The organism is Aurantiacibacter suaedae (assembly GCF_005434915.1).
GTDB classification, from domain to species: domain Bacteria; phylum Pseudomonadota; class Alphaproteobacteria; order Sphingomonadales; family Sphingomonadaceae; genus Alteraurantiacibacter; species Alteraurantiacibacter suaedae.
On the sequence record NZ_SKCG01000003.1, the window covers coordinates 24986 to 40324 of the forward strand.

Below are 15339 nucleotides of genomic sequence, written 5' to 3' on the forward strand. Positions count from 1 at the left end.
CGGCGCAGTAAGCGCGCACGGATGAGGCCGCGAGGGGCATCGACGAAGGCCTCTCCCCCCTTCATCGCGCCAATTACAGATAGAGCTGCCGGTTGATCTCCAACCCGTGCTCTTTGCAGTAGCTTTCGTAGTGGCTCATAAACCACCAGACATCCAGAGTCTCGACGAAATTTCCATTCTCGTCATAGAACTCGTTCGCGCCCTGCATCCAGAAGAAAGCCTTCATCCCGTTCGGATCGTCGGTGACGAGCGTGTGCGCGTGGCCGGGGAATTCGGTGATGAACTCGCCGGGGCCACAAACCCAGTCGTATTCCAGATAGCGGAACGAGCCTTCGAGCCCGATTGCCCAGACCATCCCGCGATGCTTGTGCGTGCCGATCACACCGGGCGATTTGATCCACAGCACGTTGGCATAGACGTTGTTGCGCACATCGAAGGCAAGGTGGCGGATCGCGGCATTGTCGCCGAAGGGAACCCAAGGGCTCTCTTCCTCCGACAGGCCGACATAGGTGCCCGCGACGCAATACTGGTCGAGCATCGGCTTGTGCGCTTCGGGCACGGAGACGATCTTGTACGCGCCCGAGGGCGGAGCTTTCATCCCGCCCAGCGCCGGTTTGTCAGTGGTTGTTGCCATGGGATCGATTGCTTTCGCTTGGCGTCATTGCCGCGTCACCGTCGGCTCCTCGCAATGACGAAGTTTGAACTCGCTCAGAGGTACAGCTTCTGGTTGATTGCGATGCCGTTTTCCTTGCAGTGGTTCTCGTAGTGTTCGATGAACCACCACACATCGACGGTATCCATGTAGGTGCCCTGCGCGTCATAAAACTCGATCGGTCCGTTCATCTGGCCGAACAGCTTGCAGCCGTCGGGATGTTCGGTGACCAGCGTATGCGCTTCGCCGGGTGTTTCCAGAATCAGCCCGCCCGGCGTGCCGACCCAGTCGTATTCGAGATAGCGGACGCTTCCTTCGAGCGTGACCATGGTCACAGTGCCGCGGTGCAGATGCGTGCCGATCGTGCCTGGGCCCTTCATCCACAAGATGTTGGAATAGGTGTTGGTGCGCACGTCGAAGCTCAAGTGTTTGATCGCGGCGCTTTCTCCAAATGGAACCCACGGCGAGTCCACATCGGTTTGCGCATCGATATAGCGCCCGCCGGGGCTCAGCCGTTCCACCGTGTCGCGATAGGGCCACGGAACATCGACGATTTCCTTGGTGTCGGATGGCGGGGCCTTGAGTTTGGTAGCCATGGATACTCTCCTGTTATCTTATCAATGTATCGACATAGTCGGCACCGATGCCCACGCTCTCGTAGTGCTCGCGGGCGGCCGTCATATAATCGAACACATCATAGTGTCCGACCGAGTTGCCTTCCTCGTCGAGCCACATCAGCGGACCGGAGACGACGAAAAACACCTTCATCGGATCGGGGTGCTCATAAGAAACGAGGGTGTGCGATTCGCCGGGTGTCTCGAAGATGAAGTCGCCCGCCGTGGCGGTCCAGTCGTGCTCGAGATAGGCCCACTTGCCGCTGATCGTGTAAGCCCAGATCGGCTTGGGGTGATAGTGCCGGTTCACGATGCAGGCCTTCTCGGCCATCAGCACATCGGCCCACATGTTGAGGCTGGGGCTGATCCACACCGGCTTGGAATAGACCCCCTCGACGATCGGCACCCAGTATTCCTTCGGGCCTTCCGCGATCTTGGCCATATAGGCCTCGGGTTTGGCACCGGGGCGCAGGGCATGGGGAACAGGCGGCGTACCCGCCCAGGGTTCTGTCGTAGGGGCTTCGGGCATGTGCTCTCCTCTCGTCGCCGCCCTCTTTTTGAGGTGCGGACTGGCTGCCAGAGTACACCTCGCGCAGGCGCTAAGCTAGGACTGAGGCGAACCTTCGCCGGTATCATCGCGCAGCGCGCGGAATTCGCGCGGGGTCATGCTGTTACGGCGGCGGAAGCAGCGGGAGAAATAGGCGCTGTCGTTAAAACCGTGGTCGAACGCGATCTGGGTGATGGTGGCCTCGGGATAGGCGAGCAGTTTTTCGCCCGCGCGGGTGAGGCGGCGCTCCTGAATATAGGCGCTCGGCGTGGTGCCCATGGACGCAAAAACCTTCTGCACCGCGCGCACCGAGATGTCGCAGGCCTCGGCGATGTTCAGCACCGAGAACTCCGGATCTTGCAGCCGCGCCTCGACGATGGCGCGCACGCGGCTCGCCATTTCCGGCTGGGCGCGTTTGGCCTGTTCGAAGTCCGCCCCGTGCAGGGCCATGGCCAGCATTCCGGCGAACAGTCGGGCGACCTCTTCTTCCCAGCCGAGGTGATGCTCCTCGCGATAGCCCTGCTGCCATAGCGAGAGCAGGAAATCGTGGAAGATCCGCAGGGAGGGCGAGGTGCCGGGCAGCCGCTGCACCAGCCGATGATCAAGCGGGCCGAAGCTGGCCTCGATCAGCGCGCGCGGGAATTCGATCACCAGCGTTTCGTGATGGCTGAGCGCGATCTCGTAGGGCGCGGCGGTGCTGCACAGCACCGCATCGCCCGGTTCGAGCTGCGCGGTCTGCGTCCCTTGCGAATAGGTTCCATGGCCACGCGATTGCAGGTGCAGAATCAGGTTGTGCTCGCTCCCCGGCAGCGGCTCGCGCAGCACGCGGCAGGGGTTGGTACGCGGGCGCAGCATCGCGAGCGGGCCGATGTTCCAGCTCCACATGCGCCCGGTGAACTCGCCATAGGCGGCCTCGACCCGGCTCCCGGCGTAGCGCAGTGCGGCCATGTCGTTCCAGTACCGCGCGCGCTCCGAAGGGGCGACGTCGCGGGTGGTGAATTGCTGGACCGCGCTCATGCTGCGTCAGACAGGCCGGAAGGTGAGGCCTTTGCGCCTCAGCGCGGCCGGGGCGGTTTCCTGCAATCCCAGCGCGATCACGCCCGAGACCAGCGAGAGGCCGATCAAGAGCCACAGGAAGCTGTCCATACCAAAGGCATCGTTCAGCGCGCCGCCAATAATCGGCCCGAACACGCCGCCCAGCACCTCGCAGCTGCCCATGGCGAGGCCAAGTACGGTCGCGTGATGGACCGGGCGGAAGGTTTCGGACGGGATCGTCGCCATGAAAATCGGGAACACCCCGTTCACCGCCCAGCCGACGAAGAAGATCGCGGCGAGGCCAAAAGCGCCCCCCTCCCAGTACATCGCGCCAAGCGGGCCGAGCACCGCCAGAAGCGGCAGCGCGACCATCACCGGCTTGCGCCCGATCACATCCGAAATGCCGGCCACGGTGAACGAGTAGATTGCCGCCGCAATGCCGAGCGAGCCCATGATCCAGCTCATCGTGCTCGGGTCGTAGCCTTTCACCTCGGTGAGGTAGAGCGGCATGAAGGCCCAGGTGGTGACGAAGTGCGCGACCATCAGCACGCCGACCACCACGCTGATCCACATGTTACGGATCTTCATCGCGCTCACGACATCGGCGAAATAGTTGCCCTTCGGCGCGGCCTCTTCGGCCACCGGAGCCTTGGCAGGCTCGCGCAGCGCGAACCAGATCAGCGCGGCGCTCAGCAGGCCAGGCAGGGCAGCAAGGTAAAAGGCTTCGCGCCAGCTGTATTGCGTGGCAAACCACACCAGCACCACCGGGGCAAGAAAGCTGCCGAGCAGGTTCGAGCCAAGGTTCTGCGCCACGCCTTGCGCAAGCCCGCGCCGCTTGGGGTCGACCTCGCTCGCCACCATCGCATGGCTGATCGGCATCACGCCCCCCTCGGCTGCACCCATCAGCAGGCGGGCGGCGAACAGGAACAGGAAGCTTGTCGCCACGCCTGAGAGGAACGAGCACAGCGAAAAAGCCACGGTCGACAGCACCAGCAGAATCTTGCGCTTGCCGAGACTGTCGGACAGCCGCCCCACGAAGAAGGCCGCAATAGCCCAGCTGAACGAGAGGCCGGAGGCAAGCAGACCGATCTGCGTCTGCGACAGGTCCAGCTCGGGCTCGACAAAGGGCATCAGTGCGTTGAGCGCTTGCCGGTCGAAGAAGACGATCCCGAAATTGAGCGCGAGCAGGAACACCAGCAAGGTCTGATAGGCGGGCGAGTTGGTCAGCCAGTTGCCCTGAAGCTGTCCGGGTTGCGGTGTGTCGGTGTGCGGTGCGGACATGCGTTTGCGTTCCTATGCTCAGGCGAAGGGGCGGGCGGGGTCGGAGCCGTTCCAGTTGCGGCTCGCTTCCCAGAAGCGGGTGAAGGTGGCGTCCATCGCCGGGTTCACGGGCAGCAATTCGAGAAAGCCGGTGGCCGCGCCATCGCCGTTATCGAGATAGACCACCTCACCCCCGGTGGGGACCGCAGCGCGATAGGCCTCGTGATAACCGCGCGTCTGATAGTCCGCGCTCGCGGCATCGACATCCTCAACCGCAATCCCGAAATGGTGGAAGCCATGCCCGCGCAGCCGGATCGTCTCGCGATAGACGCTGGGGTGGCTGTCGAGCGGCTGGATCAGCTCGATCATCATGTGCCCGGCAAAACCCATGGCGAGCGTCACATCGGCGCGGCTCTCCAGCCCGCGGTAGATCTGGCCCGGCGCGAACAGGTGCGGCAGCACGAAGAACGGCCCGGCGCGCTTGTCCGCCGTCCAGTGCGCGATGGCCGCCATCAGATCAGGCACGATAAAGGCCGTTTGGGCAATCGTGCCCATTGGCTGGCCGAAGCCGAGCTGCTGCATCGCTTGTCTCTCCCCGGTCAGCTCTGCGGCCAACCTTTCCCGAAAGGCTTGCGCAGGGCGCAGAGAAAGTCAATGAAGCTTCCACGAGTTGAGAGGCTTGCACGAGTCAAATAGACCCAGAACGAGAGAGGCGATCATGGCAACGCAACTGAAACCCCGTGTCCAATGCAGCGAGGCCGAATGGAAGGCCCGGCAGGAGCTGGCCGCATGCTACCGCATCTTCGCGCACCTTGGCTGGTATGAGAGCATTTATAACCACATCACCGTGCGCGTGCCGGGCGAGGATGATGCCTTCCTGATCAACCCATATGGCCTGTTGTGGGAAGAGGTGACGGCTTCCAGCCTCATCAAGATCGATGGCGAGGGCAACAAGGTCGGCGACAATCCTTATCCGGTGAACCTTGCGGGGTTCACCCAGCATTCGGTGTTCCACAAGAGCCTGGATCACGCCCACGCCATCGTCCATACTCACACGCCTGACACCATGGCCGTGTGCAGCAGCAAGGGCGGCCTGCGGCAGAGCAACTTCTATTCGTGTTTCTTCGCCGGCGAAGTGGGTTACCACGATTTCGAAGGCGTCACTGTGCGCTCGGAAGAGGGTGTGCGGCTGATCGAGAATGTCGGCCAGAACAAAGTGCTGCTGCTGCGCAACCATGGGCCGGTGGTGATGGGCAGCACGATCTACGAGATGTTCCTGCTTTACTACATGTTGCAGCGCGCCTGCGAGGTGCAGGTGAAGACTTCTGCCATGGGCGATCCGCTCGAAGTGTCGGACGAGGTTATCGCCGTGCACCAGCGCGACCGCGATAACCAGCTGACCGACGAATTCGGCAAGCTCGATTTCGAAGCCTGGACCCGCAAGATCGACCGGATAGACTCCAGCTGGCGCGACTGACATAGGCTGACGTCATGACTGCCATGACCGTCAACGACAGGCCGGTGAACTTCGACCTCGATCCGGCCACCCCCTTGCTGTGGGCGCTGCGCGAGGCGGCCAACCTGACGGGTACGAAATATGGCTGCGGTGAGGGCGATTGCGGGGCCTGCATGGTGCTGGTCGATGGCGAGGCGCTGCGAAGTTGCCTGATTACGCTCGCCGAGGCCGAGGGGCGCTTCATCACGACCATCGAAGGGTTGGCGCGTGACCGCTCGCATCCGGTGCAGCAGGCAATGGTGGCCGAACAGGCTATCCAGTGCGGGTTCTGCACGCCGGGGATCGTGATGGCGGCGGCGGCGCTGATCAGGCGCAACGCCGATCCCAGCGAAGACGAAATTCGGCGGGCCATTCCCAACCTGTGCCGCTGCGGGGTCTATCCGCGGTTGGTGGCGGCGGTGCAGCGGGCTGGCCGCGTGGCGCGCCGGGCCGAACGCATCAGCGCAGCGCCTGCCCCTGGAATCGACCCTGCCGATGCCGCGCGCGCGGTGCCGGCGCTGGATATGGACAACAAAGGACCAACCGAATGAAAGCGACGATCTGGCACAACCCCAAGTGCGGCACTTCGCGCAACACGCTCGCCATTCTGGAAGAGCGGGACGGGGTGGAGGTTGAGGTGATCGAATATCTCAAGAATCCGCCCAGCCGCGAGAAGCTCGCGCAGCTCTATGCCGATGCCGGGATGACGCCTGCCGAGGGCCTGCGTATGCGCGGAACCGATGCCGAGGAGCGCGGCCTGCCCGAAGCCGACGCCGATACCGTGCTTGATGCCATGGTGGCCGAGCCGATCTTGATCGAGCGCCCGCTGGTCGAAACCGAAAAAGGCGTGCGTCTGTGCCGGCCCAAAGAGACGGTCGAAGAGATTCTCTAGTCGAACGTGGCGCTGGCGGAAACGCTGGCGCCCGATAGCTGGCGGTGCGTGGCGGCCAGCACCGCCACCACCACAACGGTTGCCGCCATGCCGAGGAGGCCGCCGACAACGCCTTGCACCAGCTTGCCCGCCTCGCCGCCAATCGCCGTGATCAGTCCGGCCATGACCAGCCCCGCGACCATCGAGATCACCATATAGACGATAAAGATCAGGATGAAGAACAGCAGGATACGAAACGAATTACCCTTCGTCAGCGTCCAGCTTCGCTTCAACACGGCAATCGGGTTGGCCACCTTCTCAATCGCGATCACCGGCGCGGCGAGCGAAAACTTGATCATGGCGTAGATCGTCACCACGATGGCGATCAGCGCGCCCAGGGCGATCAGCGCCTCAATTCCCGTAGCCGACAGCAGCGCCACGATGGCCACGAACAGCACCGAAATGCCCAGCGTTACGATCAGATAGGCCGCGATGGCTGGCAACAGCCCCTTCGCGCCCATCGCAATCGCCTCGCCCACTGTGGGGCGCCCCTTGTCGCGCAGCAGCGCCAGCAGGCTGATATAGCCGACCATCTGGGCAAGCGTGGCAAGCGCGAAGATCCACCAGCTTTCGCCATAGGCGACCATGATTTGCTCGCTCAGCTGCTCCACCTCGTCGGGCGTGGTCATGGGAGAGGCCATGATCGCGTTGAGATCGGGTCCTACCAGCGCCACCAGCAGCGAGGGCAGGAAAAAGAAAATCCCGGCGACGATTGCCAGCACCTCGCGATTGGCGGCCATCATTGCGACCGCCTCGTTCCAGGCGGCACCCATGTCGAACTTCATCGCTTGATCCTCTTATTCGCGGCCACAATCGTGAGCCGGGGCTTGATAAGCGCATCACCAAGCGCCACGCAAATGCGGTTATGAGCTTTCAGCCGATTGAATGGCGCCAGTCCTACGCGCCGATCCCCTACCGTGCGGCGCTGGCCGAGCAAGAAGCCCGCAACCGCGCCATTGCCGATGGCGAAGCGGGTGAGTTGATCTGGCTGCTTGAACACGAGCCGGTTTACACCGCCGGGACCAGCGCCGACCTTGCCGACCTCGTCGATCCGCGCTTCGACGTGGTCGAAACCGGGCGCGGCGGGCGGTATACTTATCACGGGCCGGGCCAACGCGTGGCCTATGTGCTGCTCGACCTCGGCAAACGCGGGCGCGACGTGCGCCGGTTCGTCCACGGGATTGAGAACTGGGTGATCGCCACGCTGGGCGATTTCGGGGTCGAAGCCTTCGCCGTGCCCGAGCGGATCGGTATCTGGACCCACGACATCGACGGGCGTGAGGCCAAGATCGGCGCGATCGGCGTGCGCGTGCGGCGGTGGGTGACGATGCACGGGCTGGCGGTGAACCTGTCGCCCGATTTGTCGCACTTCGGCGGGATCGTGCCCTGCGGCATTGCCGACTATGGCGTCACCAGCATGCAAAGGCTGGGAAAGCCGCTTGCGCCCGAGCTATGGGATGAGGCATTGCGGGCGCGCAGCGAGGAGTTCCTTGCTGCGCTCGCCGCTGCGGAGTGACCATGCGCCAACCGATCTTCAATGCCGCTCTGCTCGTCGCCGCCTGCGGCCTGCTGACGGCTTGCGACCTGTTCTCCGATGAGCCGGACGAAAGCGCCATCGACGAAAGCAATGTCAGCGGCGAGGTGCTGGAGGGCACGATCTCCGACGATATGTTGCCGCTCGACGAGCTGCACTCGGCGCCGCCGCCGGTGGACGCAGCGCCCAGCGGCACCGCAAATGCTGCGCCGGGCGCTGATGCGGCGAGCGACGAGGCTGCGACCGAGCAGCCCGAGGAGAGCGCGCCCGAAGCTCCGGCAGAAGTGCCTGCACCCGCTGAGGCAGACGAAGCGGCGAACTAGCTGCGGCTGAGCAGCAGGCGCGCCTGCGCAAGGTGCGGCTTTTCGATCATTTCGCCATCGAGCTGCAGGGCCCCGGCGTCGGGCCGCTCGTTAAACGCCTGCACGATGGCGCGGGCGCGGGCGACTTGCTCTTCGCTCGGAGTGAAGGCAGCGTTGATAACCGGCACCTGCGCCGGGTGGATCGCCAGCATCCCTGAAAACCCATCGGCACAGGCCTCGCCCGCAACCCGGGCCAATGCGTCGAGGTTGCGGAAATCGGCGTGGATGGTTTCGATAGCGGCGACCTTCTTCGCTCCGCCGGCCAGCACCACCTGCGTGCGGACATGGCGGAACAGGTCGGTCCAGCGGCCATGCTCGTCGCGCTTGCGCTGCGCGCCGACCGAGCGGGCGAGGTCTTCCGAACCCCAGCCGAAAGCGCTGATGCGATTGAGGACAAAGGCTGGATCGGAGAAGGCGGGAATCGCCAGCGCCGCCGCCGCGCTCTCGCCGAGCATAGGCATGATCGCGGTCTCGCCGCTGGGTAAACCGCTGTTTTGCTCCAGTTCGTAAAGCTCTGCAGCAAGCGCGCGCAGCTGATCGGGCGACGTGACCTTGGGCGCGATTATGCCGTGCGGCGCGCCGGGCATTATCGCGGCCAGATCGCTTCGCCAGTGCGGCGTGTCGAGCGCGTTGATCCGCACCCAGCGGCGCATATGCGCGCCCGCCGTCAGCTCCGCGCCGTGAACCTGCAGCCACTCGCGCGCCTGTTCGCGGGCCTTGGGCTTGGCGGCGTCGGCCACCGCGTCCTCCAGGTCGATCACCACCACATCGGCGCCAGCGCCGGCAGCCTTGGCCAGCTTCCTGTCGCTATCGCCGGGAACGAACAGCCAGGATCGGATCGGCATCGTGAGGCTCCTCGTTAGTCGGCGAAGGACCGGGCAAAGGCGGTGTAGCGGACCTCGACCTCGGCCAGATCGGGGCCGCGAAGGCACTCGCGCGTCTGATCGTGCAGCCGTGACCCCTGCCGGGCCAGCAATGCGCGCCGGGCTGGCGAATCGATCGCATCGGCAGCATGGCGCAGTGTGTCGAACATGACCTTGGTCGCAATCGGGCTGGTCGCGACCGCGCTAGAGATCGCGCCGAAGCCGCGCTTCACATAGTGGTCGAAGTCGTCGGGCAGCGGATAGACGGTACAATCCGAACCTTCCTCGTCGTCGTGCAAAATCTTGTCGAGATTGCGCGTGCCAAGTTCGGCGGTTGCCGCGCCGAGCCAGTGAACCGCCGTGATTGCGGTGAACGGATCGTTGATACCGGGCGACAGCGCCCGCAAACCGATCTCGACCAGCTCGTCGATCAGGAACTGCGGGTCTTGCTCAGGGCTGCGGGCAAAGCCGAAGGTGAAGGCGGCGTGCAGTTTCTCCTCTCGCTCATCGCTGGCCTCGGCACTGATTATCTCGCCAAGCGCCATCCCCGGATGCACAAAGTCGCCCGTGCGAACGCACAGCACGAAGCTGCCTCCGGCTTCGCGCATAACGCCCAGCATTTCCTCGAAGTCGATCAACTGAATATAGCCGGTGCGCTGGGCCAGCAGCGGCTCGCCCGAAGGGCGCGCGCGCGAGTGCTCGGCGGCTGCCTCTTCGGGAAACTCGTCGCGCACCATGTGCAACAGACGGCGGCCGATATCGTGCAGCACCTTGTTGATGCGGATGGCCGAGGGCACATGGTTGAGGAAGTAGACCAGCACGCCGACCGAAATTGCCATCAGGGCATAGGCAACCAGCAGCGACAGCTGCGGCACGAAACCGGGCAGGGGATCGCCCGCAGCGCCGAGGGCCGGTGTTTCGTCCTCGCCGCGCACGGTGTGCAGCACACTCAAGGCATAAACGAAGGTGCCGATGAAGGTCGCCAGGCTAAGCTGGTTGCCCTTGTCCTCCATGAAGTTGGTAAGCAGGCGCGGGCCATAGGTGCCGCTGGCATAGGCGACCGCCGCAATCGTGATCGAGAACACGGTGGAGGCGACCCCGATCATCGACCCGGCGATGACCTGCAACATATTCGATGCGCTTTCAGGCCGCGCCGCGACCACCCAGCTGGCATCGGTCAGCCCTTCGACAAGGCCCGACCGGTCCACCCACACCGAGGCGAAGGCGAGCAAGGCCGCGCCAATCGCGAATAGCGAAGGGAAGAACCAGTAGTTGGCGGTCAGGCGGGCCCAGAACCAGCGCAGATCGGCTTTCATGCCCCTTGTCAGCCTGCCGTTACCGGCCCCAGATCGCCCTTGCCGACCGAGGCGCTGGCCATTTCCAGCATCTTGTCGAGGCTGGCCTTGGCCTTCACCCGAAGGCCTTCCTCTATCTCGATCCTCGGTTCGAGGTCACGCAAGGCGACGTAGAGTTTCTCCAGCGTATTCAGCGCCATGTAGGGGCAGATATTGCAGTTGCAGTTGCCGTCGGCCCCCGGTGCGCCGATGAAAGTCTTTTCGGGCAGCGCCTTTTCCATCTGGTGCATGATGTGCGGCTCGGTCGCCACGATCAGCGTGTCGCCCGGGAAGTCGCGCGCGAAGTTGAGGATCGAGCTGGTCGAGCCGACATGATCGGCATGGTCGATGATGGCGGGCGGGCACTCGGGGTGCGCGGCGACGGGAGCGCCGGGGTGCTGCGCCTTCAATTTCAGCAGTTCGGTTTCGCTGAAGGCCTCGTGGACGATGCACACACCCGGCCACAGCAGCATTTCGCGGTCGAACTTGCGGCTGAGCCAGCCGCCCAGGTGCCGGTCCGGGCCGAAGATGATCGGCTGATCCTTGGGGATCTGCTGCAGGATCGTCTCGGCGCTGGATGAGGTGACAATGATGTCGCTGAGCGCCTTCACCTCGGTCGAGCAGTTGATGTAGGTGAGCGCGATATGATCGGGATGGCGCGCGCGGAAAGCGGCGAACTTTTCGGGCGGGCAGCTATCCTCAAGCGAGCAGCCCGCTTCCATGTCCGGCAGTACCACGATCTTTTCGGGGCTGAGGATCTTGGCGGTCTCGGCCATGAACTTCACGCCGCAAAAGGCGATCACATCGGCATCGGTTTCGGCGGCCTTGCGGCTGAGTTCGAGGCTGTCGCCCACGAAATCGGCCAGATCCTGCAATTCGGGCTTCTGATAGTAATGGGCAAGGATCACCGCATTGCGCTCTTTGCGCAAGGCATTGATTTCGTCGATCAGGTCGGTCCCGGCGGGAACTTTGGCAGCGTCGCTCATGCGCGAATCCTCATGTGGTCTTTGGGGCGCTGTTTGTCAGGCTATGGCCCAGATGTCACCTGAACGCGTGGCGAGGCCGCGCCGTTCCAGATCGATCAGATGGGCATGGACGCTTTGCCCGGCGGCTGGCCAGAGCTTTTCCGACACGCCCTTGTACATCACCGGCACCAGCGCGGCGATGGAGCGGGCCTCTTCGCCGAGCAGCTTGACGATCTGCCGCTCGCGCTGGCGGCGATGCCCGGCCATGCCGCGGACCAGCTGCTTGGGCTTTTCGACGGCGGGACCGTGGGCGGGGTAGTAGATGCGATCCTCGCGGGCGTAGAGTTTATCCAGGCTGGCCATGTAATCGGCCATGTCGCCATCGGGCGGGACCACCACGCTGGTTGACCAGCCCATCACGTGATCTCCGGTGAACAGTGCCCCGCTTTCCTCCAGCGCATAGCACAGGTGGTTCGAGGTGTGCCCCGGCGTGGCGACGGCGGTGAGGGTGAAGCCGGGGCCGCTGATTTGCTCGCCGTCGGCCAGCGTACGGTCGGGCGCATAGTCCTGATCGAACGGCGCATCGACGCGCGGTTCGTCCGAATGGATGTGCAGCGCCGCGCAACCGATGATCGGCGCGCCTGTCGCCTGTGCCAAGGGAGCCGCGGCAGGAGAATGGTCGCGGTGGGTGTGGGTGCAGAGGATCGCCACCACCGGCCTCTCGCCAATGGCGCTGGTGAGCGCGTCGAGGTGGGCGGGGTCGGCCGGGCCGGGATCGATCACCACCACGCCTTCCTCGTCGCCGACCAGATAGGTCTGCGTCCCGGTGTAAGTGAAGGGCGAGGGATTGGGCGCGAGCACGCGCGCGACCAGCGGCTCAAGCTGTTCGACGTTACCAGTCGGCCATGATGACGGGTCTTGGGGTTGCGGGGGCAGGGACATGCGCGCCATATGGCGGCAACGGAGGCGGATTGCCATGAGTGACCGGTACATTCTAGTTCTCGACGAAGGCACCACCAGCACGCGGGCCATGCTGTTCACGCTCGATGGAAAGCCAAGCGGCACGGCGCAGGCGGAGCTGAGGCAATTCTATCCGCAAGACGGTTGGGTGGAACATGACGCCGCCGAGATCTGGGACAAAACGCTCGCCTGCGCGCGCGAAGTCGTGGAGCAGGCTGGCGGGGCCGAGCGCATCGCTGCCATCGGCATCACCAACCAGCGCGAAACCGTGGTCGCCTGGGACAAGCACACCGGCGAGCCGCTCACCCGCGCTATTGTCTGGCAGGACCGGCGCACCGCCGATTTCTGCGCGCAGCTCAAAGCGCGTGGGCACGAGGAAACGGTGCGTGGGAAGACCGGCCTGCTGCTCGATCCCTATTTCTCCGCCACCAAGATGCGCTGGATGCTCGACAATGTGCCCGAAGTGCGCGCGGCGGCAGAGCAAGGCACGCTGGCTTTCGGAACGGTCGAAAGCTGGCTGGTGTGGTGCCTCTCGCAAGGTGAGCGCCACGTCAGCGATGCCAGCAACGCCAGCCGTTCGCTGCTTCTGCCGCTCGATAGCGACACCTGGGACGAGGGCCTGTGCGATCTGTTCGGCGTTCCGCTGGCCGCGTTGCCGGAGGTGGTCGATTGCGCCGGAGCCATTGGCGAAACGGCGCCCGAGCTGCTCGGCAAGGCGATCCCGATCTGCGGAATGGCGGGCGATCAGCAGGCCGCTACCATAGGGCAGGGCTGCCTCGAACCAGGCGCGACCAAGGCGACTTATGGCACCGGCGCTTTCATCCTCGCCAGCACCGGCGCGCAGGTGCCGCACTCGGACAACCGCTTGCTCGGCACGGTGCTTACGCAAATTGGCGGCACGCGGACCTATGCGCTCGAAGGCTCGGTGTTCGTTGCGGGGAGCCTGATCCAGTATCTGCGCGACACCCTCGGCCTGATCGCCAGCGCAGACGAAACCGAAGACCTCGCCCGCAGCGTGGCCGACAGCGGCGGGGTGGTGGTGGTGCCCGCACTCTCTGGGCTAGGCGCGCCGCACTGGCTCCCGCAAGCACGCGGCAGCATCACCGGGCTCAGCTTTGCCAGCAGCAAGGCGCATGTCGTGCGCGCGGCATTGGAGGCCATGGCGCACCAGACGCGCGACCTCGCCGCCGCCTTCGCCGCCGACGGCGCACGCTGGCGCGGCATCCGCATCGATGGCGGCATGGCGGCGAACGACTGGATGGCGCAGGATATCGCCGACATCCTGCAATTGCCTGTTACCCGCCCGCACTTCGTCGAGACAACGGCGCTGGGCGCGGCGATCCTCGCAGCGCTGGGCTGCGGTGCCTATCCCACGCTGGCCGAGGCCGCCTCCGCGATGACGGGGGCGGCGCGCACCTTCACCCCCGAGATGGACCCGGCTGCCCGCGCCCTGCGGCTGGCGAACTGGGAGCGGGCGCTGGCGAAAGTGTGATGGTCAGCGCGCGGCGAAGGCGCGGTCGATCCGGTTGTGCAGGTTCTCAAGCGCGGGCGGTGCGACTTCGAACCCGCGATGAAACGCCTCGTCAAGCCGGGCCAGCCTGTCGTACAAGGAGCAACTGGTTTCGACGACGGCGCGCGCCGGTGCGCTCAGCGCGGCCAGCTCTTCCGCCGAGCCGAGGGCTTGCGCAGCGGGCAGGCGGCCGAACCGGCGCAGCTGAAACGCGTTCAGCTCGCCGCTGAAATAGGCCCGGAAATTGAGCAACCAGGCCATCGCGTGCATCAGCCGCGTCGTGGTGCGCAAGGCTTCGCACGAAAGGGTGAGGCGGGCCGTCGTGCCGCTATCGGCCGCGTCGCCGAGGCTATCGGCGCGCAGCGAAGGTTGCGCGGCGCGAGCCGAGGTAAATTCGGCGCGGGCGGCTTCGGTGAGGCACAAGGCCTCTTCATAGAGAGCATCGAGAATTGCGGGCGAAACGGTTGAAGCATTTTGCATAGCGCTTATCGAGCTAGCGCCCCACCTAGCTCGACGCCAGTAAGGGTTGGCGCGATTTTCCCACAAGCGTAAACCTGTCCCACGCGGGAACGATTTTCACCGCTGCGATCAGGCGATGATATCGGGCGTCAAATAGTCGGTAATGGCGGCGATCTGGTCTTTCAGACGCAGCTTGCGCTTCTTCAGGCGGGCCACCTGCAACAGGTTGGGGCCGCCGCTTTCGGTGAGCGCGGAGATGGCAATGTCGAGGTCGCGATGTTCGACCTGAAGCATTGCCAGCGCCTTGCGCATCTCTTCTTCCGTCATGCGGCAACTGTGCCCATTTTCGCAGCGCTCCTCGTGATTGGTGGCGACATATCCTTGCGTTCTACCGCTTCGCCGCAACCCGTAATTGTCCGTTTAGAACTATTGTGATTTGATGACAATTGCGCGGCTCGCCTCGCATGTACCGGCCCAGCCGAGTCGGCCCATCGAGGCGGGTTTTCCGCGCGGTCCAACTCGGCCGGGTTTTGTCCGGCCATGGCGAAAGGAGAACAGCCCTATGCAATCTTCCCATGTCAGCGCGCTTCAGCAAAAGCATGAAGGCCTTGACCGCCGCCTCAAGGAAGAAATGAGCCGCCCGTCGCCCGATGCGTCGCTTGTTCAGGACATCAAGAAAGCCAAGCTAAAGCTTAAGGAAGAAATCGCGCTGCATTAACGGCCCGCAAGCGGCGCGCGGTCTTGTCTCCACCTGATTTTTAGGGCGGGGTAAGCCGCGCGCCGATTTGCATTTTTCGTTTCGTGCTATAGGCATTTCG

20 protein-coding genes are annotated in these 15339 nt (G+C 64.2%); 7 read left to right on the top strand and 13 right to left on the bottom strand.

Features of this window, described 5'->3' with window-relative positions:
* Positions 1 to 73: 73 nt before the first annotated feature.
* The 6 genes from E0473_RS11030 to E0473_RS11055 form a co-directional block, all read right to left on the bottom strand.
* Positions 74 to 634, bottom strand: coding sequence for a 2,4'-dihydroxyacetophenone dioxygenase family protein (locus E0473_RS11030; RefSeq protein WP_241657468.1), 561 nt, complete (start codon positions 632 to 634; stop codon positions 74 to 76).
* Positions 635 to 708: 74 nt separating this feature from the next.
* A complete protein-coding gene (locus tag E0473_RS11035) occupies positions 709 to 1248 on the bottom strand; it encodes a 2,4'-dihydroxyacetophenone dioxygenase family protein (protein ID WP_137680964.1) in 540 nt (179 codons plus the stop codon).
* Between the two features lie 13 nt (positions 1249 to 1261).
* Positions 1262 to 1795, bottom strand: a complete 534-nt coding sequence (locus E0473_RS11040; protein ID WP_137680965.1) for a 2,4'-dihydroxyacetophenone dioxygenase family protein — start codon at positions 1793 to 1795, stop codon at positions 1262 to 1264.
* A 75-nt stretch (positions 1796 to 1870) separates the two neighbouring features.
* The gene (locus E0473_RS11045; protein WP_137680966.1) at positions 1871 to 2830 is read right to left on the bottom strand and encodes an AraC-like ligand-binding domain-containing protein; all 960 of its coding nucleotides are present in this window, start codon (positions 2828 to 2830) and stop codon (positions 1871 to 1873) included.
* 6 nt (positions 2831 to 2836) lie between these two features.
* Entirely contained in the window at positions 2837 to 4129 is a 1293-nt protein-coding gene (locus tag E0473_RS11050) for an MFS transporter (RefSeq protein WP_137680967.1), read from the bottom strand.
* A gap of 18 nt (positions 4130 to 4147) precedes the next feature.
* On the bottom strand, positions 4148 to 4690 hold the full coding sequence (locus E0473_RS11055) for a VOC family protein (protein WP_137680968.1): 543 nt from the start codon (positions 4688 to 4690) through the stop codon (positions 4148 to 4150).
* A gap of 136 nt (positions 4691 to 4826) precedes the next feature.
* On the opposite strand from E0473_RS11055, the gene E0473_RS11060 reads away from it, so the two are divergent.
* From E0473_RS11060 to arsC, 3 genes are read left to right on the top strand one after another with little or no spacing between them, the layout of a single operon-like run.
* Entirely contained in the window at positions 4827 to 5585 is a 759-nt protein-coding gene (locus tag E0473_RS11060) for a class II aldolase/adducin family protein (RefSeq protein WP_137680969.1), read from the top strand.
* A 14-nt stretch (positions 5586 to 5599) separates the two neighbouring features.
* Positions 5600 to 6154: a (2Fe-2S)-binding protein gene (locus E0473_RS11065; RefSeq protein WP_137680970.1), complete on the top strand. Its 555-nt coding sequence runs from the start codon at positions 5600 to 5602 to the stop codon at positions 6152 to 6154.
* Positions 6151 to 6495, top strand: coding sequence for an arsenate reductase (glutaredoxin) (arsC, locus tag E0473_RS11070; RefSeq protein ID WP_137680971.1), 345 nt, complete (start codon positions 6151 to 6153; stop codon positions 6493 to 6495). The genes E0473_RS11065 and arsC overlap by 4 nt, the downstream gene beginning before the upstream one ends.
* On the opposite strand, the gene E0473_RS11075 is transcribed toward arsC, so the two are convergent.
* A complete protein-coding gene (locus tag E0473_RS11075) occupies positions 6492 to 7319 on the bottom strand; it encodes a hypothetical protein (RefSeq protein ID WP_137680972.1) in 828 nt (275 codons plus the stop codon). The genes arsC and E0473_RS11075 overlap by 4 nt on opposite strands.
* A gap of 53 nt (positions 7320 to 7372) precedes the next feature.
* On the opposite strand from E0473_RS11075, the gene lipB reads away from it, so the two are divergent.
* Positions 7373 to 8050 carry a lipoyl(octanoyl) transferase LipB gene (gene lipB, locus E0473_RS11080; RefSeq protein WP_277751521.1) on the top strand — a complete coding sequence of 226 codons (678 nt, stop codon included), beginning with the start codon at positions 7373 to 7375 and terminating at the stop codon, positions 8048 to 8050.
* A 2-nt stretch (positions 8051 to 8052) separates the two neighbouring features.
* A complete protein-coding gene (locus E0473_RS11085; RefSeq protein WP_137680974.1) occupies positions 8053 to 8391 on the top strand; it encodes a hypothetical protein in 339 nt (112 codons plus the stop codon).
* On the opposite strand, the gene E0473_RS11090 is transcribed toward E0473_RS11085, so the two are convergent.
* From E0473_RS11090 to E0473_RS11105, 4 genes are read right to left on the bottom strand one after another with little or no spacing between them, the layout of a single operon-like run.
* A complete protein-coding gene (locus E0473_RS11090) occupies positions 8388 to 9275 on the bottom strand; it encodes an HpcH/HpaI aldolase/citrate lyase family protein (RefSeq protein WP_137680975.1) in 888 nt (295 codons plus the stop codon). The two genes, E0473_RS11085 and E0473_RS11090, sit on opposite strands and share 4 nt — an antisense overlap.
* Before the next feature lie 14 nt (positions 9276 to 9289).
* Complete coding sequence (locus E0473_RS11095; protein ID WP_137680976.1) at positions 9290 to 10609, bottom strand: DUF2254 domain-containing protein; 1320 nt, start codon at positions 10607 to 10609, stop codon at positions 9290 to 9292.
* Between the two features lie 8 nt (positions 10610 to 10617).
* Positions 10618 to 11613: a quinolinate synthase NadA gene (gene nadA, locus E0473_RS11100; RefSeq protein ID WP_137680977.1), complete on the bottom strand. Its 996-nt coding sequence runs from the start codon at positions 11611 to 11613 to the stop codon at positions 10618 to 10620.
* A 36-nt stretch (positions 11614 to 11649) separates the two neighbouring features.
* Positions 11650 to 12534, bottom strand: a complete 885-nt coding sequence (locus E0473_RS11105) for an MBL fold metallo-hydrolase (RefSeq protein ID WP_137680978.1) — start codon at positions 12532 to 12534, stop codon at positions 11650 to 11652.
* A 34-nt stretch (positions 12535 to 12568) separates the two neighbouring features.
* Here E0473_RS11105 and glpK point away from each other — a divergent pair, with 34 nt between their 5' ends.
* Complete coding sequence (glpK, locus tag E0473_RS11110; protein WP_137680979.1) at positions 12569 to 14044, top strand: glycerol kinase GlpK; 1476 nt, start codon at positions 12569 to 12571, stop codon at positions 14042 to 14044.
* Positions 14045 to 14047: 3 nt separating this feature from the next.
* Here the strand turns inward: glpK and E0473_RS11115 are convergent, their stop codons facing one another.
* Complete coding sequence (locus E0473_RS11115) at positions 14048 to 14542, bottom strand: DUF1465 family protein (RefSeq protein WP_137680980.1); 495 nt, start codon at positions 14540 to 14542, stop codon at positions 14048 to 14050.
* Between the two features lie 108 nt (positions 14543 to 14650).
* A complete protein-coding gene (locus E0473_RS11120; protein WP_119594809.1) occupies positions 14651 to 14848 on the bottom strand; it encodes a YdcH family protein in 198 nt (65 codons plus the stop codon).
* Between the two features lie 235 nt (positions 14849 to 15083).
* Between E0473_RS11120 and E0473_RS11125 the strand changes: the two genes are divergently transcribed.
* Positions 15084 to 15239: a DUF465 domain-containing protein gene (locus E0473_RS11125; RefSeq protein WP_137681491.1), complete on the top strand. Its 156-nt coding sequence runs from the start codon at positions 15084 to 15086 to the stop codon at positions 15237 to 15239.
* Positions 15240 to 15339: the final 100 nt, after the last annotated feature.